At 67.3% G+C, this 20338-nt stretch carries 20 protein-coding genes and 1 pseudogene; 13 read left to right on the top strand and 8 right to left on the bottom strand.

Annotation, left to right across the window (positions count from 1 at the left end):
• Window positions 1-85: 85 nt before the first annotated feature.
• The gene (locus HB724_RS01630; protein ID WP_213979149.1) at window positions 86-1090 is read left to right on the top strand and encodes a quinone-dependent dihydroorotate dehydrogenase; all 1005 of its coding nucleotides are present in this window, start codon (window positions 86-88) and stop codon (window positions 1088-1090) included.
• A gap of 235 nt (window positions 1091-1325) precedes the next feature.
• Here the strand turns inward: HB724_RS01630 and HB724_RS01635 are convergent, their stop codons facing one another.
• Entirely contained in the window at window positions 1326-3053 is a 1728-nt protein-coding gene (locus HB724_RS01635) for a gamma-glutamyltransferase family protein (protein WP_213979150.1), read from the bottom strand.
• Between the two features lie 196 nt (window positions 3054-3249).
• Between HB724_RS01635 and HB724_RS01640 the strand changes: the two genes are divergently transcribed.
• Window positions 3250-5037: an AMP-dependent synthetase/ligase gene (locus tag HB724_RS01640; protein WP_213979151.1), complete on the top strand. Its 1788-nt coding sequence runs from the start codon at window positions 3250-3252 to the stop codon at window positions 5035-5037.
• A gap of 45 nt (window positions 5038-5082) precedes the next feature.
• On the opposite strand, the gene HB724_RS01645 is transcribed toward HB724_RS01640, so the two are convergent.
• The gene (locus HB724_RS01645; RefSeq protein ID WP_213979152.1) at window positions 5083-7956 is read right to left on the bottom strand and encodes a M16 family metallopeptidase; all 2874 of its coding nucleotides are present in this window, start codon (window positions 7954-7956) and stop codon (window positions 5083-5085) included.
• A gap of 224 nt (window positions 7957-8180) precedes the next feature.
• Between HB724_RS01645 and HB724_RS01650 the strand changes: the two genes are divergently transcribed.
• The 10 genes and pseudogenes from HB724_RS01650 to miaB all read left to right on the top strand — a co-directional run bounded on the left by HB724_RS01650 (window position 8181) and on the right by miaB (window position 15312).
• The gene (locus HB724_RS01650) at window positions 8181-8990 is read left to right on the top strand and encodes an aspartyl/asparaginyl beta-hydroxylase domain-containing protein (RefSeq protein WP_256731240.1); all 810 of its coding nucleotides are present in this window, start codon (window positions 8181-8183) and stop codon (window positions 8988-8990) included.
• 122 nt (window positions 8991-9112) lie between these two features.
• Entirely contained in the window at window positions 9113-9385 is a 273-nt protein-coding gene (locus HB724_RS01655) for a hypothetical protein (RefSeq protein WP_256731241.1), read from the top strand.
• A 71-nt stretch (window positions 9386-9456) separates the two neighbouring features.
• A complete protein-coding gene (locus tag HB724_RS01660) occupies window positions 9457-10032 on the top strand; it encodes a NifU family protein (RefSeq protein ID WP_213979154.1) in 576 nt (191 codons plus the stop codon).
• A 29-nt stretch (window positions 10033-10061) separates the two neighbouring features.
• Complete coding sequence (locus tag HB724_RS01665; RefSeq protein ID WP_213979155.1) at window positions 10062-10655, top strand: malonic semialdehyde reductase; 594 nt, start codon at window positions 10062-10064, stop codon at window positions 10653-10655.
• Window positions 10656-10701: 46 nt separating this feature from the next.
• A pseudogene (gene tsaB, locus HB724_RS01670) lies at window positions 10702-11346 on the top strand (tRNA (adenosine(37)-N6)-threonylcarbamoyltransferase complex dimerization subunit type 1 TsaB).
• Window positions 11343-11819 carry a GNAT family N-acetyltransferase gene (locus tag HB724_RS01675; protein WP_213979156.1) on the top strand — a complete coding sequence of 159 codons (477 nt, stop codon included), beginning with the start codon at window positions 11343-11345 and terminating at the stop codon, window positions 11817-11819. Before tsaB ends, HB724_RS01675 begins: the two are co-directional and overlap by 4 nt.
• 106 nt (window positions 11820-11925) lie before the next feature.
• Window positions 11926-12339 (top strand): MucR family transcriptional regulator, encoded by a 414-nt coding sequence (locus tag HB724_RS01680; protein WP_213979157.1) that lies wholly within the window; start codon window positions 11926-11928, stop codon window positions 12337-12339.
• Between the two features lie 127 nt (window positions 12340-12466).
• Entirely contained in the window at window positions 12467-12889 is a 423-nt protein-coding gene (locus tag HB724_RS01685; RefSeq protein ID WP_213979158.1) for a Fur family transcriptional regulator, read from the top strand.
• Window positions 12861-13739, top strand: a complete 879-nt coding sequence (locus tag HB724_RS01690; protein ID WP_213979159.1) for a lysophospholipid acyltransferase family protein — start codon at window positions 12861-12863, stop codon at window positions 13737-13739. Before HB724_RS01685 ends, HB724_RS01690 begins: the two co-directional genes overlap by 29 nt.
• A 274-nt stretch (window positions 13740-14013) precedes the next feature.
• A complete protein-coding gene (gene miaB, locus HB724_RS01695; RefSeq protein WP_213979160.1) occupies window positions 14014-15312 on the top strand; it encodes a tRNA (N6-isopentenyl adenosine(37)-C2)-methylthiotransferase MiaB in 1299 nt (432 codons plus the stop codon).
• Here miaB and HB724_RS01700 read toward each other — a convergent pair.
• Window positions 15300-15494: a hypothetical protein gene (locus HB724_RS01700; protein WP_213979218.1), complete on the bottom strand. Its 195-nt coding sequence runs from the start codon at window positions 15492-15494 to the stop codon at window positions 15300-15302. The genes miaB and HB724_RS01700 overlap by 13 nt on opposite strands.
• 130 nt (window positions 15495-15624) lie before the next feature.
• On the opposite strand from HB724_RS01700, the gene HB724_RS01705 reads away from it, so the two are divergent.
• The gene (locus HB724_RS01705) at window positions 15625-16095 is read left to right on the top strand and encodes a cytochrome c (protein WP_213979161.1); all 471 of its coding nucleotides are present in this window, start codon (window positions 15625-15627) and stop codon (window positions 16093-16095) included.
• A 68-nt stretch (window positions 16096-16163) separates the two neighbouring features.
• Here HB724_RS01705 and HB724_RS01710 read toward each other — a convergent pair whose 3' ends face one another.
• The 5 genes from HB724_RS01710 to HB724_RS01730 all read right to left on the bottom strand — a co-directional run bounded on the left by HB724_RS01710 (window position 16164) and on the right by HB724_RS01730 (window position 20337).
• Window positions 16164-16565, bottom strand: coding sequence for a globin (locus HB724_RS01710; RefSeq protein WP_213979162.1), 402 nt, complete (start codon window positions 16563-16565; stop codon window positions 16164-16166).
• A gap of 72 nt (window positions 16566-16637) precedes the next feature.
• Window positions 16638-17123: a nuclear transport factor 2 family protein gene (locus HB724_RS01715; RefSeq protein WP_213979163.1), complete on the bottom strand. Its 486-nt coding sequence runs from the start codon at window positions 17121-17123 to the stop codon at window positions 16638-16640.
• A gap of 54 nt (window positions 17124-17177) precedes the next feature.
• Window positions 17178-17828, bottom strand: coding sequence for a DUF4893 domain-containing protein (locus HB724_RS01720; protein ID WP_213979164.1), 651 nt, complete (start codon window positions 17826-17828; stop codon window positions 17178-17180).
• A 462-nt stretch (window positions 17829-18290) separates the two neighbouring features.
• A complete protein-coding gene (locus tag HB724_RS01725) occupies window positions 18291-18896 on the bottom strand; it encodes an opacity protein (RefSeq protein ID WP_213979165.1) in 606 nt (201 codons plus the stop codon).
• A 385-nt stretch (window positions 18897-19281) separates the two neighbouring features.
• Window positions 19282-20337, bottom strand: coding sequence for a ribonucleotide-diphosphate reductase subunit beta (locus HB724_RS01730; RefSeq protein WP_213979166.1), 1056 nt, complete (start codon window positions 20335-20337; stop codon window positions 19282-19284).
• Window position 20338 lies beyond the last annotated feature (1 nt).

The raw sequence follows: 20338 nt of genomic DNA on the forward strand, positions 1-20338 counted from the left end.
CTAAACGATACACCGCCCTCGGTATTGTACGGAATCGACATGCGGCGTTTTGACGCCGCAGGGAGGAGATGCGAAGGCCGGGAACATGGCCTATCCGCTCCAATCCGCACTCTTCGCGCTCGACGCCGAGCGCGCGCATCGCATTGCTATTGCTGGCTTAAAGCTGTGGGGAGCTTTGGGCACGCCCTTCGCTGCCAAAATGGATGCAAAGGATCCGGTCGAAGTCGCCGGATTGGTTTTCCCCAATCCGGTCGGCCTTGCCGCGGGGCTCGACAAGGATGCCGAAGCCGTTGCCGGGCTGTTCGGGCTGGGCTTCGGATCGGTCGAAGTCGGCACGCTCACGCCGCTTCCGCAGCCCGGAAATCCCAGGCCGCGGCTGTTTCGATTGGTCGAGGACGAGGCCGTCATCAACCGGATGGGCTTCAACAATGGCGGAATCGATGCTGCGCTGGCCCGAGTCGCGGCGATTCGGCACCGCGCGGGCGTGCTCGGCATCAATGTCGGCGCGAACAAGGATTCGGCGGACCGGGTCGCCGATTATGCGCTGGGCGTCGCCAGGGCCGCGCCGCTCGCCGACTATATCACCATCAACGTCAGCTCGCCCAACACGCCGGGCCTGCGCGACCTGCAATCGCGCCCCGCGCTCGACGAACTGCTCGCCGCCGCCGATGCCGCGCGAAAGAACGCCGAAAGCGCGGTGCCCCGCACCCCGCTCTTCCTCAAGGTCGCGCCCGATCTCGACCGGGCGGGGCTGGAGGGCGCGATCCGTGCGGCGATCGACAATCATGTCGATGCGCTGATCGTGTCGAACACCACCCTCTCGCGCCCGCCCCTGCGCTCGCCCCATGCCGGCGAGGCGGGCGGGCTCTCGGGCGCGCCGCTGCGCGCGCTCGCCCGCGCCAAGCTGGCCGAGGCGCTGGAAGCGAGCGGCGGGGAGCTTCCGCTGGTTTCGGTGGGTGGGATCAACAGCCCGGACGAGGCGCAGCGCCGGATCGATGCGGGGGCGAAGCTGGTGCAGGTCTACAGCGCGCTGGTATTCAAGGGGCCGGGACTGCCGCGCCGGATCGTCCGGGGGCTGCGGGCCGGCTAAGCCCTTGCAAAATAGGATTTGAGAGCCGAGCGGAGGCACGGCTCTTTCTCATCGTCGGGTTCCGGAAACGCGCGTGAGTCGAGTCAACTTGGTCAACCGACAGGGCCGTCACCCCGGCCGAAGTGCCGGGGTCCACCGTGCGGCTGGGTGAGCGGCTGGAGGTGTGATGGGCTCGCGCGCGGAGGAGTGGACCCCGGCACTACGGCCGGGGTGACGGTAATGGGTTCAGACCATCCTATCGCGCCGGCTCGGCGATCGCCCTGCCCTCGCGCCGGGGGTCGTAGCCGCCATCGAAGCGGCCGCCCGGGCGGACCATCACGCCCTGGATACCCGAATCCTCGCCCTGCCCCGGCAGCAGCCTGATTCCCCGCACGGCCAGCGCCTGGAGCAGCTCGGGCGAGAATTTGGTGACCTCGCCGTTGAACGCCGGCCCGCGCGCGACGAGGTTCGGCAGCGCGATCGCGTCCTGCACCGGCAGGTTCCAATCGATCGCGCCGACCATCGACTTGGCGACATAGGGCAGGATCGCATTGCCCCCCGCCGAGCCGAACGCCCCGGCGAACCGCCCTTCCCCGTCGAGCACGACCAAGGGCGTCATCGACGAGCGCGGCCGCTTGCCCGGCGCGGGGGCGTTGGCGAGCAGCCGGCCCTGATCGTCGCGCGGCTGCATCGCGAAATCGGTCATCTGGTTGTTGAGGAAGAAGCCATCGACCATCCGCCCCGATCCGAAGATCGATTCGACCGTGGTCGTCATCGACACGACGTTCCCGTCCGCATCCTCGATCACGATGTGCGAGGTGCCCATGGGCTCCAGCGTCCGATCGGCGGCGGCGACGGGAGCGCCGGCGGGCATGCCCGCCACCGGCGACGGCGCGGCGACATCGCCGATCAGCTTCGCCCGGCCCGCGACATAGGCGGGATCGAGCATGCCGGCGACAGGCACCTGCACGAACGCCGGATCGCCGACATAGCGATCGCGATCGGCATACATGATCCGGCTCGCCTCGGCGAAGAGGAACCAGGCCTGGGGATCCTGCGGTCCGCGCGAGGCGATGTCGGTGTGCTCCAGGATCGCGAGGAGCTGGAGCAGGCCGACGCCGCTGGCGGGGGGCGGCGGGGTGCAGACCAGATAGATGCGGTAATGGCCGCACAGCGCCTCGCGCTTGACCGGGCGATAGGCGGCGAGATCGGCGAGCGTCATCGATCCGCCGAGCGGCGCGGCATGGGTGCGCTCGACGATGCGCTCGGCGGTGGGGCCGGCATAGAGCGCGCTCACGCCCTCCTCCGCCAGACGCCGGACGAACGCCGCATAGGCGGGGTTGGTCAGCCGGTCGCCGGCCTTTTTCAGGCTGCCGTCGGGATTGGAGAAATAGCTGCGCACGTCCGGCGCGGCGTTTTCGGGGAAGCTGCCGGCGATGAAGCGGCCGAGGCGCGGCGAGATGACGAAGCCCTCCCGCGCGGTGCGCTCGGCATCGCCGAACAGGTCGCGCCAGGCGATCCTGCCATGATCGTCATGGGCGACGCTCAGCATGCGGATGGCGCCCGGCACGCCCGTCGCGCGGCCGCTCAACACCGCCTCGCCGAAGGGCAGCGCCTTGCCGTCGCCGCCGAGGAACATGCCCTCCGAAGCGCCTGCGGGCGCGGTCTCGCGGCCGTCATAGACGGTCACCTTGCGCGTCCTGGCGTCGTAATAGCTCATGAAGGCGCCGCCGCCGATGCCCGAGCTCTGCGGCTCGACCAGCGAGAGCATCGCCTGCATCGCGATCGCAGCATCCACCGCACTGCCGCCGCGGCGGAGCACGGCGAGGCCGGTCTCGACCGCGAGCGGGTTCGCCGCCGCCGCGAAGATCTGCGCCTTGCCCTGCGGAGCGGTGGGCTGCTCGGCGATGCGGTCCTGGGTGACGGCGCACGCGGCAAGGGCAAATGCGGCGAATGCCGCCACGACGTTACGGAACAATCTCATGCGCGCTCCCGATTATGCGGCCGGCCTAGTTCGCAAATGCACGGTCCATATGTCTGCCGATAGCGCAGCGGGCGGGGGGCCGTCCACGCCCGCCGGGCACCGCTGGCGGAACCCGATCGGGCACTCTAAGACTAAGTGCAGCAATTGGGGGCAACGCCGGGGGAATTCGAGCGTTGGGCTGGGGAAAGGGGATGCGATGAGCCGCAAGCTCGAACGGTTCGAAAATCTGGTGGGCATGTTCTTCGCCCGTGCGCGCGAATTGGGCGACAAGCCTTTCCTGTGGCACAAGGCCGAGGGCGAATGGCGGCCGACGAGCTGGACCGAGGCGGCGCGGCAGGTCGCGGCCCTCGCGACGGCGCTGGAGGGGCTGGGCCTGAAGCGCGGCGACCGGGTGATGCTCGTGTCCGAGAACCGGCCCGAATTCTGCATCAGCGACCTGGCGATCATGGCCGCCGGCTGCATCACCGTGCCGACCTACACCACCAATACCGAGCGCGACCACCAGCACATCATCGAGAATTCGGGCGCCTGCGCGATCATCATCTCGAACAGCAAATTGGCGAAGACGCTGCTGCCGGCGGCGATCCGGTCGTCCTCGGCGCGGATGGTGATCGGCATCGACGACGTCCGCGCCGGCCAGCACGGCACGATGGAGTTCCACGACTGGCGCGAGCTGATCGCGAAACACCCGGCCGATCCGGCCCAGGTCGCCGCCAGGGCCGATTTCCGGCGCGAGGAGACCGCCTGCCTCATCTACACCAGCGGCACGGGCGGTAGCCCGCGCGGCGTGATGCAGCATCACGGCGCGATCCTCCACAATGTCGAGGCCTGCGCATCGCTGATCTCGGAGGATTTCGGCTGGGACGACGAGGTGTTCCTCTCGTTCCTGCCCCTCTCCCACGCCTATGAGCATACCGCCGGCCAGCACTTCCCGATCGCGCTGGGCGCGCAGATCTATTACGCCGAGGGGCTGGAGAAGCTCGCCTCCAACATGGAGGAGGTCCGCCCGACGATCATGGTGGTGGTGCCGCGCCTGTTCGAAGTGCTGCGCACGCGGATCACCAAGCAGGTGGAGAAGCAGGGCAATTTCGCCAGCTACCTGCTCGACAAGGCGGTCTCGATCGGCGCGCGCAAGGCCGCGGGCGAAGGCAGGCTGACCGATGCGCCGATGAACCTGCTCCTGAACGCCACGCTGCGGCCCAAGCTGGCGAAGCGCTTCGGCGGGCGGATCAAGGCGATGGTATCGGGCGGGGCGCCGCTCAATCCCGAGGTGGGGACGTTCTTCCAGTCGCTGGGGCTGACCTTCCTCCAGGGCTATGGCCAGACCGAGGCGGCGCCGGTCATCTCGTGCAACCGGCCCAAGGCGGGCCTCAAGATGGACACGGTCGGCCCGCCGCTGGAGGGCGTCGAGGTCCGCATCGCCGAGGATGGCGAGATCCTGGTCAAGGGCGAGCTGGTGATGCACGGCTATTGGCGCAACGAGGCGGAGACGGCGCGCGTCCTCAAGGACGGCTGGCTCCATACCGGCGACATCGGCCTGATCGACGAGAAGGGCCGCATCAAGATCACCGACCGCAAGAAGGACATTATCGTCAACGACAAGGGCGACAACATCTCCCCGCAGAAGGTGGAGGGGATGCTCACCCTCCAGCCCGAGATCGTCCAGGCGATGATCGCCGGCGACAAGAAGCCCTATATGACCGCGGTGCTGGTGCCGGATCCCGAATGGACCCAGGAATGGTGCGCCAGGGGCGGCGCCAGATGCGACTTCAAGTCGCTGGCGCAGGATCCCGATTACCGGGCCGCGCTGGGCCATGCGGTCGAGCGGGTGAACAAGGATCTGTCGGTGACCGAGCGGGTGCGGAAGTTCATCATCGCCGACGGGCCGTTCACGATCGAGAACGAGCAGCTGACGCCCAGCCTCAAGATCCGCCGGCATATATTGAAGCAGGTGTACGGCGAGCGCCTGGATGGGCTTTATTGAGAAGCGGACAATTAGCCCCTCCCCTTCAGGGGAGGGGCTAAAGCGTCACTTCGCCGCTTTCTCCGGCACGACCACCATCGTCCAGTCGGTGTCCGGGCGCAGGAAGCGGGCGGCGAGCGCCTGGATCTCGTCGGGCGAGGTGGCGGCATAGTCGCGGCCCAGCGTGCCCACCGACGCGATCCGCGCAGGATCGTAGCTCCCGCCCTCGACCAGCGTCATCCAGAACATGTTGCCGCTCGAACGGCGGATGATCATCTGCTTGAGCGGCGTCAGCGCGCGATCGAGCTCGTCGGCATCGACCGGCTTGGCGATCAGATCGGCGGCGATGCCCCGCGCGAGCTGGAAGAAGAAGTCGGTCTTGTCCGGCGGCACCATGCCCATCGCGATCACCTTGCCGCCCGCGGTCATGCCCAGCGGCCAGGAGCTATCGACGTTCGGCGAATAGCTGACGCCCGCCTGGCTGCGGAGCTGGTCGATCAGCCGATCACGAAAGATCGCGGCGAGGATCTCCAGCTTGCGGCTCTCGGCCACGTCGGCGCTGCCGCCGCCGGTGGGCCATGCGATCACCGCCGCCGCCTGGTTGGGCGTGCCGGTGTGGGTGCGGACCACGGGCTTGTCGACATGCGCCGGGAACTTGACCGGCGGGGGCGGCGTCGTGCTTGCGCTGCGCGGCTTGAGCGCGCCCAGCGTCTCGGCGACCGCCTTGATCGTCGCTTCGCTGTCCATGTCGCCGAACACATCGACTTCGATCGGCCCGCTGGCGAGCAGCGGCTCCCAGAGCTTGCGGAAGGATTCCGGCGTCGTCGCCTCCACCGCGGCGCGCGACGGGATGCCCCAGCGCGGATCGCCGGAATGCGCGAGCGTCTCTAGGTCGCGCGCCATCACCGCGTCGGGCGAGGCCGAGAGGCCGGCATAGCCCGCCAGCATCGCCGTCTTGGCGCGCAGCACCGGATTGGGATCCCAGCCGGGCGCGGCGAGCTTGGTGGCGAACAGCTTGAGCTGATCGAGCAGATCGGCCTTGTTGGTCTGGCCCGAAAGCTCGAACGCATCCTCGTCGATCGAGAAGCCCAGGCCCATCTGGCGGTTGCCGGTCAGCGCGTCGAGCTCCTCCTGGCCGAGCTTGCCGATGCCGCTCGCCATCAGCGCACCCTCGCCCGCCCAAGCGGCGCTCGGACGCGCGGGCAGCGCGTTCAGGCCGGCGCCGAAGCGGACATTGACGAACACCTTGCCGACCTCCGACTGGTCCTGGCGCATCAGCAGGCGGACGCCGTTCGAGAACACGACCTTGTCGATCTCGATATCGGGAAGCACGCGCTCGCGGCTGACCACCGTGGCGGGCTTGCCCAGGCGCGGAAGCTGGGCGAAGGTGACGTTGAGCGCGCGGCGCTTGGTCGCCGACGCCTTCACATCGGCCTGGAGCGCGGCGGTGACCTTGGTCACCAGTTGCGGATCGGGCTTGTGGGTGTTGACCAGCGCGCGCACCGCGACGCCTTCGAACACCTTCTTGGCCGATGCCTGCACCGTCGCGGGCGTGAACATCTTGTTCGCCACCGCCTGCTTGAAGATGTCGTAGGACGCCTCGGGCGTCGTCACCGTCTCGTTGATGTCGACCGCCTGGACCAGATCGTCGGCGATCGACACGCCCGATTCGACCGCGGCGGTGTTGATGCGCTGCTGCATCACCGCGTCGATCTCGGCGACTTCGCGATCGATCTCGGCCTGGGTGGGCGGCGTGGCGGCCGCCTCGGCGATCTCGGCGCGGGCGTCGCGCAGCGCGGTCTCCCAATCGTCGCCGACCGGCAGCACGTTGATCGTCGTCACATTGGCGGAGCGGGCGATGTCGTTGAGATCGCCGCCGGCGGCGATGTAGCTCGCCCCGGCGCGGGCACGCGATTCGAGGCGGCGGTTGATGATGCGCAGCGCCACCAGATCGACCATGCGCTTCTGGTTGAAGATCACGGTATCGGCGAAGACCGTCCAGGGCCGCACGATCAGCATCATCGCCATCGGCTGGAGGGCGGGCTCTACGACGCTCGCGGCGACGGGATGGTCGGGCGTGGGCTTGCCGAAATCGGGATTGGCCGGCGCGGGGCCAACGCCCTTCCAGTCGCTGAAATGCTTGACGACCATCGCCTCCAGCACGGCCGGATCGACGTCGCCGATCGCGATCACGACGGCGCGTTCGGGGCGATACCAGCGATCATGGAATGCCTGCACGGCGGCGGGCGTGGCGGCGTTCAGCGTCTCGACCGTGCCGATCGGCTCGCGATCCGCGAGCGGCTGGCCGGCAAAGGCCAGGTCCAGCATCGCATCCTGCATCCGGACCTGCGGCCCCGGCTGCTCGCGCTGCTCGGCAAGGACGACAGGGCGCTCGGCGGTGAGCGCCTGCTGGGTGAGCGCCGGGCCGGACATCATGCCGGACAGGATCTTGAAGCTCTCGTCCAGCCCGGCCGGCGTCGCGTTGGGCAGATCGAGCTTGTAGGTGGTGCTGGTGAAGGTGGTGGACGCATTGCTGTCCGAGCCGAAGGTGACGCCCAGCCGCTGCCAGACGCGCTTCGATTCGCCATCGGGCACGTACACCGATCCGCGGAAGGTGAGATGCTCGATCAGATGCGCGAAGCCGCGCTCGCTGTCCTTCTCCATCAGCGATCCGGCATCGATGCGCACGCGGATCGAGACCTGGCCCGGCGGCACGCCGTTCCTGCGCACCGCATAGCGCACACCGTTCGACAGGCGCCCGAACTTCCACTGATCGTCATGGACGAGATCGCTGCCCTTGTAGAGCCAGGGATCGTCGGCCGTCTGGACCGGGCGGGCCGCCGTTTGCGCGGGTGCGGTCTGCGCCTGCGCGGGGAGCGCCGGGGAGAGCAGGGCAAGGGCGAGGAAGGCGAGGCGCGGGAACCGCTGGGTAGAAAGCATAAGGCCCCATCTAGTGGCGTTATCGCCGCCTTGCCAGCGAGTTCCTTTCTATCGCCTGTACGCATGCCCCGCCACGCGAGCGCCACGTTTTCGACCAAAGTGGCGGTGTAGAGCGAGTCCGCGCGGATGCCGCGACGCAATACGGCACCTGCCCCGGCGCGTTTCAGGGTGTTGTTGGCGTGAAGGCGAAGATGAACTGTGCGCTCCGGCGCGACTCGAACGAGATGACGGATTCCGAAGCCCGCGCGGTGGGAGCGCCCGATCAGAGGCGGGGCTCAGAGCAGCCCGATGCGCCGATGCGGGCCGAGACGAACCGCCCCTTCCTGATAAAATATGGCAAGCATCTGCGCGGCTTCTTCGATCGCCTGATCGCCTCCTCCTCGCTCGTGCCCAACGATCCGGTGCTCGACGTGCGCGATTTCGGATGGACCGCGCTGCTCCGCGCGAACTGGCAGGCGATCCGCGACGAGGCGATCGCCGCCGCGCTGGACCGCCGGCCCGCGCCCTCGCTCGCCAGCATCTCGCCCGATCACCGCGCGATCGCCCCGGTCAACAAATGGCGGTCCTTCTTCCTGTGGGGCTATGGCTATCGCGTCCGCGAGAATCTGGAGCGGTGCCCGGCGACCTCGTGCATCGTCGCGCAGATACCGGGGCTCAACAGCGCCTTCTTCTCGATCCTGGCGCCGGGCGCGCACATCCCCGCGCATCGCGGCGTCACCAAGGGGCTCATCACCTGCCATCTCGGCCTGATCGTGCCGCGCGACGGCGATGTGCGGATGCGCGTCGCGGACCGCATGGTGCGCTGGTCCGAAGGCGAGACCCTGGTGTTCGACGACACCTATGACCATGAGGTGTGGAACGAGACGAGCGGCACCCGCGTCGTCCTGCTCATCCAGTTCCGCCGCCCCTTGCGCAATCCGGGGCGCTGGATCGCCGACAAGTTCCTGCGGGTCGTCCGCAGCTCGGCCTTCGTGCAGGATGCGCGCGCCAATGTGATGCGCTGGAACGAGGCGATGAAGGCGCTGGACGGCTGAGACGGCCCGCCGACCGGGGTTGGACATATTGTCCCACCCTCGCCTGCTTTGCTTGATCCTGGTCAATAAAGGGCCAGATAGTCCTTGCGGGCCTCATTTGCGCTCGCCGAAAGGACGCAATCATGGTTGCCGAACGCGCCAAGGCCTGGACCGATTTCAAGCGGATGCTGGCATGGATTTCCGTCGCCGCGGTGCTGATGGTGGCGGGATCGCTCTGGTATCTCTCGCTCTACGGCCCGCTTTATCCTTCGATGGTCTTCGCGACCGTCGGCGGCGTCTTCGTCTCGACTCTGCTCGGCTGCGGCCTGTTCGCCGCGGCGTTCTTCAGCGACAAGAGCGGGCATGACCGCGACGTGACCGACGCGACCCGCACCAGCGACGACACCGCGGACTGATCTTCGCGCGGCAACCCAGCGTTTCGCGCCACCCGCTTGATCCGGCCGCCCCGCACGCCCACATGCACGCCATGCTGATCGAGACCGAATCCACGCCCAATCCGGCAACGCTGAAGTTCCTGCCCGGCAGGACCGTGATGGACGCCGGCACGCGCGACTTCGCCAGCCCCGAGGATGCCGAGGCATCGCCGCTCGCCGAGGCGCTGTTCTCGCTGGGCGACGTGACCGGCGTGTTCTTCGGGCGCGACTTCATTTCGGTCACCGCAGGGCCCGGCGTCGAATGGACCGGGCTGAAGCCCGACGTGCTCGGCATCCTGCTCGATCATTTCTCCGCCAACATGCCGCTGTTCCGGCTGGGATCGGCGGCGGGCATCTCCGTCCCGCCCGAGAGCGGCGATTTCGGCGACAATCCGGAAGATGCCGACATCGTCGCGCAGATCCGCGAGCTGATCGACACGCGCGTCCGCCCCGCCGTCGCCAATGACGGCGGCGACATCATCTATCGCGGCTTCGATGCGGGGAAGGTCTACCTCCAGATGCAGGGCGCCTGCTCGGGCTGCCCTTCGTCCACGGCGACGCTCAAGAACGGCATCGAGCAGCTGCTCAAGCATTATGTGCCCGAAGTAACCGAAGTCCGCGCCGTCTAAGCGCGATCCCCAACCGAAAGGACCGAACTATGGCCCGACCCCTCGACGATGCGGGGCTGGATACGATCTTCCGTACCGCGCGCACTTATAACGGCTATACCGACACGCCCGTCACCCAGGACGACATCCGCCGCATCTACGACCTGCTCAAGATGGGGCCGACTTCGGCCAACCAGCAGTCCGCGCGCTTCGTCTGGGTGGTGAGCCAGGAGGCCAAGGACAAGCTGGCCTCGTTCGCGAGCGGCACCAACGCTCCCAAGATCCAGGCCGCGCCCGCCAGCGTCATCATCGGCATGGACCTGGCGTTCAACGAACAGCTTCCCTGGCTCTTCCCGCACGCGCCGACCGCCAAGGACTGGTTCCCGGACCCGGAGGTCCGCTATACCCATGCGATCCGCAATTCCTCGCTCCAGGGCGCCTATTTCATCATCGCGGCACGCGCGCTGGGCTTCGATACCGGGCCGATGTCGGGCTTCGACAATGCCGCGGTCGACGCCGCCTTCTTCGCCGACCAGCCGAACGTGAAGTCGAACTTCATCTCGACGCTCGGCCATGGCGATCCCTCGACGATCTTCGACCGCCTGCCGCGGCCGGAATTCGAGCGGTTCAACACCGTCATTTGACGTGCGCCATTTGACGCTTGGCCGAGCAATTGGCTAGCGCGGGCCAATGTCCATTGGCCCGCGTATCCTGGTGATCGAAACCGCGACTGCCGCCTGTTCGGTGGCGTTGCTGGAAGACGGCATCCTGCTCGCCCAGGCGCATGAAGTCGTCGGGCGCGGCCATGCCGAACGGCTGGTGCCGATGATCGCCGACCTGCCCGGCCAGGGACGCGCGGCGCGCATCCTCGTCGATGTCGGCCCCGGCAGCTTCACCGGCGTCCGGGTGGGGCTGGCCGCGGCGCGCGGGCTGGCGATCGGCTGGAGCGCCGAAGTCCAGGGCTATTCGTCGCTCGCGCTGCTGGCGGCGGCGGGCTTCGCCCCGGACCCGGCCCTGGCCGCGCTTGCCGTCGTGCTCGAAGGCGGCCACGGGGAAGGTTTTATGAAGGGGTTCGCTTCTTCCCCCCTGGCCGAGGACGGTCCGCTCCGCTAGCTCCTTCCGGCCGCCGCGCTCGACGCGATCGGCACCCGCGCCGCGATCGGCAGCGGCGTCCGCCATCTCGCCGCCCTCGCGCCCGACCGCGACCTGCGGGAGGCATTGCCCCGCGCCGCCGACGCGCTGCTGCTTCCCGCCGCATTCGCCGCGCTGCCGCCGCGCCCGATCTATGGCCGCGCGCCCGATGCCAGGACGCTGGCCGAGCGGGGGCTGGCATGAGCAGCACCCTTAACCTCACCGAGCTGCGCGAAGGCGGCATCCAGGACGTGCCCGCCGTCAGCGCCATCATGCAGGAAGCGTTCGATCCGCGCTTCGGCGAGGCATGGACCAGCGCCCAGTGCATGGGGATGCTCTCGCTGCCGGGCGTATGGCTGGTGATCGCCAGCCTGGACGGAATCGATTCGGGCTTCGCAATGGCACGCTCGACCGGAGACGAGGCCGAGTTGCTGCTGCTCGCCACCCGCCCCGCCGCGCGCCGCCGGGGAATAGCGGGCGCACTTCTTCGCGCAGTTGTCGCCGAAGCGCGTGATCGCGGAGTCGTCGAAATGCATCTTGAGGTCCGTTCCGGCAATGAAGCGGTCCAACTTTATCGTCGCGAAGGTTTCGACAAGGTCGGAGAACGCCGCGCTTACTATCGCGGCAACACCGGACAAGCGTTTGATGCACAAACCTTTGCCCGGAAGTTCATCTGAATTTTTGCGCAGTAGATGGTTAAGCGCTTGCCATCGAAGCGAATTGGTCCGATAGGGCGCCCAGGCGACATATATAGTCGCCCGCAATCGGGTCGAAAGGAAAACCATGGACGCTTCATCAGACATTCAGGAAACGTTGGTCACCCTGACAGCGGATATTGTTTCTGCCCATGTCAGCAACAATAGTGTTGCCGTTTCGGATCTTCCGCTACTGATCCAGAACGTGCACAGCGCGCTCACCGGTCTCGGCACCGCCGTCGTGGAACCGGAAGTGAAGCAGGAGCCGGCCGTTTCGATTCGCTCTTCGGTGAAGCCGGACTTCATCGTCTGCCTCGAAGACGGCAAGAAGCTGAAGATGCTGAAGCGCCACCTGATGACCCATTATCAGATGACCCCGGAACAGTATCGCGCCAAGTGGAACCTGCCGGCCGACTATCCGATGGTCGCCCCGAACTATGCCGAGCAGCGCCGCACGCTCGCCAAGAAGATCGGCCTGGGCACCAAGCGCCGCAAGCGCTGATCCCGATACCCTCCTTTCGAGGGGGCGGGAACCAGACGCCGGCCAGGGCAAGCGCCCCGGCCGGCGTTTTGTTTTTGCGCGCAGTCGCGCCCTTCCCCCGAGGCGCCAATGGCGTTACATCGGCATCATGCCTCGCAAGATCGATCTCGAAGCGCTCTGCCATGAAAAAGGCCTGCGCATTACCGAACAGCGCAAGGTGATCGCGCGCGTCCTTTCCGACGCCGAAGATCATCCCGACGTCGAGAAGGTGTATGAACGCGCCTCCGCGATCGACCCCGGCATCTCGATCGCCACGGTCTATCGCACCGTGCGGCTGTTCGAGGAGGCCGGCATCCTCGACCGCCATGATTTCGGCGACGGCCGCGCGCGCTACGAGCCCGCGCCCGAGGCGCATCACGACCATCTGATCGACGTCGAGACCGGCCGCGTGATCGAGTTCGTCGATCCCGAGCTGGAGCAGCTCCAGAAGCAGATCGCCGAGCGGCTGGGCTTCCGGCTCGTCGATCACCGGATGGAGCTTTATGGCGTCGCGCTCGACCGCAAGAGCTGAAGCCGCCGCGCGGCGGCGCGAACAGGCCGCCCAGGGCATCCCCGCCAAGCTGACCCCGGCCGAACGGATGCGGCTGACTACACGCGTCGCGATGCTGGTGGGCGCGCTGATGCTGTTCGTGCCGCTCCATTATCTGTTCCGCCTGTTCCACCTCCCCTCCCCCTGGCCGCGCCATTTCCTGAGCACCGCCGCGCGGATCTGCGGCGCGCGGGTCCGGCGCGTCGGCACGCCGTTGAAACGCGACGTCTTCTATATCTCCAACCATCTGAGCTGGATCGATATTCTCGCGCTGGGCGGCGCCAGCGGCACGGCCTTCGTCGCCAAGGCGGAGATCGCGACCTCGCCGATCGTGGGCTGGCTCGCGGGGCTCAACCGCACCGTCTATGTCAAGCGCGAGAACCGGCTGGGCGTCGCCGAGCAGATCAACCAGCTCCGCGACGCGCTGGCGGAGAATTGGGCGATCACCGTGTTTCCCGAAGGTACCACGACCGACGGCAAGTCGCTGCTGCCGTTCAAGACGCCGATGCTGCGCGTGCTCGAGCCGCCGCCACCCGGGGTGATGGTCCAGCCGGTGATGCTCGCCTATGACGCCGCCGGCGAGGACATCGCCTGGATCGGCCAGGAGCGCGGGCTCGACAATGCGAAGCGTGTCCTCAGCCGCAAGGGCAGCTTCCGGCTCGATGTGCATTTCCTGGAGCCCTTCCACCCGCGCGACTTCCCGGGCCGCAAGGTGATCGCCGCCGAGAGCCGCAGGCGGATCGAGACCGCGCTGGTGGCGACGCTGGGCCAGCCGCTGCGGCCGTTCCGGTTTGCCGAGGACGGGATCGGGTACAAGGCGGAACGGCCTTAGGGCTGCGACACGATCAATTCACGGACTGGCGGCAGGTGGCCTTTCTGCTTTCCCGGCCTTCGCCGGAGAAGGATTCATCCGCTGGTCCTGCCGGTTGACTCATTTGACTCTATCGCGCGTGTTTCTTCGCACGCTTTCGGGATGCCTCGACGATGAGAAAGAGCCGGCTCCCCGGTCTGCTCTCAAATCCTACATTGCAAGGGCCGAGCGTCGATCGGCCCAAGCTTTCGCCGGGGTGACGGATAGTGCCGGGAAAGCTATAGCCCCGCCGATCATGACCACCCCCAAGACTTTCCACGTCAAGTCGTTCGGTTGCCAGATGAACGTCTATGACGGCGAGCGGATGGGCGAGCTGATGGCCGCGCAGGGCCTGACCGCGACCGCCGACGCCAACGATGCCGATCTCGTCGTCCTCAATACCTGCCACATCCGCGAAAAGGCGACCGAGAAGGTCTATTCGGACATCGGGCGCCTGCGCAAACATGGCCGCGCGCCGATGATCGCGGTGGCGGGCTGCGTGGCGCAGGCCGAGGGCGAGGAGATCGTCCGCCGCGCCAAGGTGGACGTCGTGGTCGGCCCGCAAGCCTATCACAACCTGCCCGAGCTGGTGGCGCAGGCCGCGCGCGGCCAATCGGCGATCGATACCGACATGCCGGTGGCCAGCAAGTTCGGCGCGCTGCCCTCGCGGCGCAAGGTCGGCCCCTCGGCCTTCCTCACCGTGCAGGAAGGCTGCGACAAGTTCTGCACCTATTGCGTGGTGCCCTATACCCGCGGCGCCGAGGTCAGCCGGCCCTTCGCGGCGATCGTCGACGAAGCGAAGGCACTGGTCGATGCCGGGGCCAGGGAGATCACGCTGCTCGGGCAGAACGTCAACGCCTGGGATGACGCCGAGGGAAGCGGGCTGCACGGGCTGATCGCCGCGCTCGACCGGATCGAGGGGCTGGCGCGCATCCGCTATACCACCAGCCACCCCAACGACATGCGCGAAGGGCTGATCCGCGCCCATGCCGAGGTGGAGAAGCTGATGCCGTTCCTCCATCTGCCGGTGCAATCGGGCAGCGACCGCATCCTCAAGGCGATGAACCGCTCGCATACGCGGGACTCGTATCTGCGCATCCTCGACCGCGTCCGCGCCGCGCGGCCGGACATCGCACTGTCGGGCGACTTCATCGTCGGCTTTCCCGGCGAGACCGACGCCGAGTTCGAGGAGACGCTGCGGCTGGTCGATGCGGTCGGCTATGCCCAGTGCTTCAGCTTCAAGTACAGCCCCCGCCCCGGCACCCCGGCGGCGGAGATGTCCGACGCCTTCGTGCCCGCCGAGGTGATGGACGAACGGCTCCAGCGGCTCCAGGCCGCGCTCAACCGCGATCAGGCCGCCTTCAACGCCGCCACCCTGGGCAAAAGCTGCGCGGTGCTGATCGAGCGCCGGGGCAAGCTGCCCGGCCAGATGCTCGGCAAATCGCCATGGCTGCAATCGGTGCATCTGGCGACCGACGCCGCGATCGGCGAGATGGTCGAGGTCGAGATCGTCCGCGCCGATCCCAATTCGCTCGCCGGCATCTATCGCTCCTGAGATGCCGGCCGCTCGGCCAGCCGCGTGCCGCGGTGGCATTGGTGGCAGAAGGCGAAATCGAAGGTCTCGCTGAGCACCCAGGCCTGCAGCGCCACATCCCATTCCGCCCAGGCATCGCGGGTGACCGCGACGCCGCCGCAGCGTTCGCAGGCATATTCGACCGGGGGCAGGCTTTCGGACATCGCCGCCCCATAGCCCAGCCGCGCTCCGCTTCGGATGGGACTCGCTCCGGAATGGATACACTTCCATGGACGATTGCCCGTTCCCGGCCGGTGGGATAGCGTGACAGTCAAACCCAACATGGAGGCAGTCATGCGGCTTGGAACCTGGGGCTTGGCGGGCGCGGCGCTGCTGCTCGGAACGGCGGTCGCCTCGGCCAGCGGCAAGCCCGTCGCCGCCGATGCGGGCAGCGCAATCGCCGGACGGCAGGCGGCGTTCCGCATGTCAGGGGCGCTGTTCAACGGCATGAAGGGCATCGTCGAACGCGGCGACGACGTGGCCGGCCAGGCATTCGCCGCGCGCTCCCTTGCCGGCTGGGCCAAGGCGATCCCAGGCATGTTCCCCGCCGGCAGCGACGGGGCGCCCTCCAACGCGCTGCCCACGGTATGGAGCGACCGGGCGGGCTTCGAGGCCAAGGCAGCCGATTATGCCGCAGCGGCGGCCAAGCTGGCTGAGCTTGCCAAGGCGGGCGACAAGGCCGGCTTCGCCGCGCAATTCGGCGAGGTGGGCAAGACGTGCGGGGCGTGCCACGACGGCTATCGCAAGCCCGACGAGCACCGCTGACCGGCTGGGAGCGATCGACATTGGGATTCCCCTCCCCGCAAGCAGGGAGGGGAGCGCTGATCCTGGCCCTACCCCGCCGCCATCTCCGGGCGGGGGACCATGGCGAAGGCCATCCGGTCCAGCGCCTCGCCGAGCTGACGCGCCAGGGCCGGATCGATCCGCGGATCGGCGGCGATCGAGCGCAGCATCGCATCGGACCATTGCCCCGCAAGTACCGGCGTGACCGACATCGCCCGGTGGAGCCGCATGATGCAGGTGCCCGGCCGCGCCTCGAACCAGTCGCGCGGGCCGCCCAGCCAGGCCTGGAGGAACAAGGCGAGCGACTCGCGGATCGGCTCCAGATCCGCGCCGTGGAGCGCACGCAGCTCGGCATAATCCGGGTCGGCGTCGAGCAGCGCATAGAAGCGGGCGGCAAGGGCGCGGACGACTTCGGCGCCGCCGATCCGTTCGAAAGGCGTGGCTTGGGACATGGCCGGAGAGACTAGGGCCTGACCGCGCCGGAGCGTTGACCGGCGTCAAACCGGGGCGCGGCGCCCGGCCGATCAGGGCAGCGCGCGATGGGCGTAGCTGAGCACCCGCGCCAGCCGCCAGCCATCCGCCGCCTTGCGCCAGAGCTGGACGAAATGGGCGCGGCCGACCAGCTTTTCCGGCCCGTCGCCCTGACGCTCGTAGAAGATATGATCGCCCTCTTCGATCGCGCCGAAGCCGGGGACCGGATCGACATGCAGCGTGCCCGCCACCAGCTCGCGGCGGCTGCGCCAGGCGTCGGGCGCCTTCTTCGCCTCGCACCCCTTGGCATAAAGGGCGACAAAGGCCTCGCCGCTGGTCGCCACCACGCCGTCGCGATCATGGTACATCTCGAAATCGGGGGTTACCATCCGGCCCAGCCGGGCGGGATCGCAGCCCTGGAAGAAGGTGGCGAAGAAATCGATATCGGCGGCCTGGATCTCGGCCGTCAGCGCATTGCCGGCGGGGATGGCGACCGTCTGGGGCAAGGCGAATGCGAGGGCGGCGGCAGCGAGGATCATCCAGGGCTCCTTGGTGTATTGCTTGCACAATACACACACGGACGCCCCGCGCAACTAGCCCCTGGGCTGCTGTTCCGCGGGCACGGGCGTAAGCTCATAGACGTCGACATCACCCGCGCGCTGGCCCGTCACCGCCAGGCGCCAGCGGAAATTGCCGACCCGCTCCGCCACGCCGACCACGTCGCGATCGGGATCGGCGCCATAGGGATAGCTGTTTTCGCCCGCGCGGCGCTGACGGGCGCCGAGGAAGATGTAGCGCTTGCCGTCCGGATAGAAATAGCCCGCGGCGATATCGGTGCCGGTCTGCTTGGAGAAGGCAAGCGAATCCGCCTCGCCCGAGACATAGCAGAAGCCCTGCGGCGTCGCCCTGACCGATGCGGGTCCGCGCGCGGCGGCGCGCAGATGGAGCGTGCGGCAGCGATAGGAGCCCGGCGGCAGCTCGGCATTGGCGAGGCCGGCGGTGGGATCGAGCAGCGGCCCCTGAGCGGTGCGCGTCGCGGGGCGCAGCTTGCCGTGGAGCTTCGCCCATTCGGCGGGCAATATGGCGAGCCGATCGCTGTCCTGCGGCGCGATCGCCTTGCGCCAGGCAGGCTCGACGACATGGGTGGACGGCGCCGCGTTCATGCCGAGATCGGCATGGGGCGTCTTGCCCGCGCATGCGGCGAGAGCGGGCACGATGAAAAGCGCGCAGACGAGCCGGTACATTGGCTTCCCCCTGGAAAGTTTCATCGATCTGAAAAGCTTACCGAAAGATGAACGCGAATTGTTAACGAAACGTAAACGCTCGCCTCGTTCTACCGCAACTGCGAAGAAATTTGCGCGGGGGGTGCCGGACACCCGGCCCGGAGGCCGTGGCGGAGCGGTATCCCGATACCCTAAAGTCGCAAAGGTCGCGGGTCATCGCGCGTGCGAGGCCTTACCAGTCGCTGTCGATGTCGAACGGCGCCTCCTGCGGATCATGGCCGCGCAGGATCGGCGGGGCGGCATAATCGGCCGGGGCCAGCGGATCGGCGGGGGACCGGCGTGGGATGATCGTGCTTCATGGACTCGGCTCCGGTTGGTTGGAGCGTAGTCATTTAGCCATATTGGTTCGTGTAGGAAAATGTTTTCATATGGTCCCGCAGGCGCGACGGGATTGCTCCCGCCGCGCCCGCCGGAACGGCTTGCTCAGAAGTGGGCGATGACGCCCGCTACCGGCTGGAAGCTGTTGAAATTGCCGAAGCTGTTGACTTCGAGCCGCAGGCGGATGCCCGAATTGCCGGTGATGCCGCCAAGGCCGATCGACTTGGGGCCAACCTCGACGCCGAGGCCGGCGGTGACGGCGTGGAAATCGCGGCTGTCGTTGCCCAGTGCATCGAAATTGACCCACTGATAGCCGGCCTTGCCGTAGATCATGCCGCTATCGCCCAGCCGCACGCCCGCGCGGCCGGCGACGCCATATTCCCAATCAATCGCGCCCTTGAAGCCCTTGGTGGCATTGCCCTCCACGCCGACGAACAAGGGGCCGAGCGGCACGTTCACGCCGGCGACGCCCTGGACGATGCCGCCGTCGAAATCCTTGCCGCCGGGGGCATGGGGGATGCCGGCCGCGGGATTGGTGTCGTCGAACTGCTCATAGCCGCCCATCACGCCGAAATAGGGCTCGATGCCGAAGGGGCGCGAGCCATCGGGGCTGGTGGCGACGCTGGTCTCGGTGGGGCTGGTTTCGGTGTCCTGCGCGTAAGCGGCGACAGGAAGGACCGCGGCAACGGCCGCGGCGAGAAGGATACGCATGTGGGGAAACCTTTGCACTTGTGACTACGGGCCGATGCCGCATGGCCCCTGTTACGCGGGGCGCCTGGCGGCATCGGCATGAGACTAAAGCGCGGGGGAGTCCTTTTGTTGCAATGCGATGACAGCGGGAGGGGCAGTTTCCGGCGGGTGTGGCTTTGGGGGTACGGTTTCTTGCTGGGGGATGAATGGGGTGGCAACTGAGCCCCGGCCTTCGCCGGGGAAAGTGCGAGCGCATCCATGTTCGACGGGGACGAATCCCGAACAAGTCCGGGGTGACGCAAGCTCCGATCCGCTGGTCGGACAGGAAGCATTGCCACCTGTCCTCCCGGATCGGACCTACCGGATTTCGAGACGGAAGCCTCGTGCCACCCGGATCAAGACCGTCTTATTCCGCCGCGATCCCGGCCTTGGAGAACATGTCCCCGCCCTCCCCGGCATCCTCGTTCGCCGGCTTCTCGATCTTGGCCTTCTGGCGCTTGTCGAACGAGTCCCACACTTCGTTCCAGTTGCCGCGCGTCGCGCCCTTGGAATATTCCGTCGCGCGCTGCTCGAAGAAATTGGCGTGCTCGACGCCGTTCAGCAGCGGGGCGAGCCAGGGGAGCGGGTGCTCGTCGATCATGTAGATCGGCTTCATGCCGAGCTGGCCCAGGCGCCAGTCCGCGATGTAGCGGATATACTTCTTGATCTCCTTGGGCGTCATGCCGTTGACCGGGCCCTGCTCGAAGGCGAGATCGATGAAGGCGTCCTCGAGCCGCACCGTCGTCTGGCACATGTCCATGATCTCGCCGCGCACCGACTTGGTGAGGCAATCGCGCTCGCGGACGAAGGTGTGGAACAGCTTGATGATGCCTTCGCAGTGCAGGCTCTCGTCGCGGACCGACCAGGAGACGATCTGGCCCATGCCCTTCATCTTGTTGAAGCGCGGAAAGTTCATCAGCATCGCGAAGCTGGCGAAGAGCTGAAGTCCCTCGGTGAAGCCGCCGAACATCGCCAGCGTCTTGGCGATATCCTCATCGCTGTCGACGCCGAAGGTGCCGAGATAATCGTGCTTGTCCTTCATCTCGGCATATTCGAGGAACATGCCGTACTCGCTTTCGGGCATGCCGATCGTATCGAGCAGATGGCTGTAGGCGGCGATGTGCACCGTCTCCATGTTGGAGAAGGCGGCGAGCATCATCTTGATCTCGGTGGGCTTGAACACCCGGCCATATTTCTCGTGGTAGCAATCCTGCACCTCCACGTCGGCCTGGGTGAAGAAGCGGAAGATCTGCGTGAGCAGGTTGCGCTCGTGATCGGAGAGCTTTTGCGCCCAGTCGCGGCAATCCTCGCCCAGCGGCACTTCCTCCGGCATCCAGTGGATCTGCTGCTGGCGCTTCCAGAACTCATAGGCCCAGGGATATTCGAAGGGCTTGTAGGTCTTGCGGGCTTGGAGAAGGGACATG

Source organism: Sphingomonas sp. dw_22 (genome assembly GCF_018449795.1).
In the GTDB taxonomy this organism is placed as follows: domain Bacteria; phylum Pseudomonadota; class Alphaproteobacteria; order Sphingomonadales; family Sphingomonadaceae; genus Sphingomonas.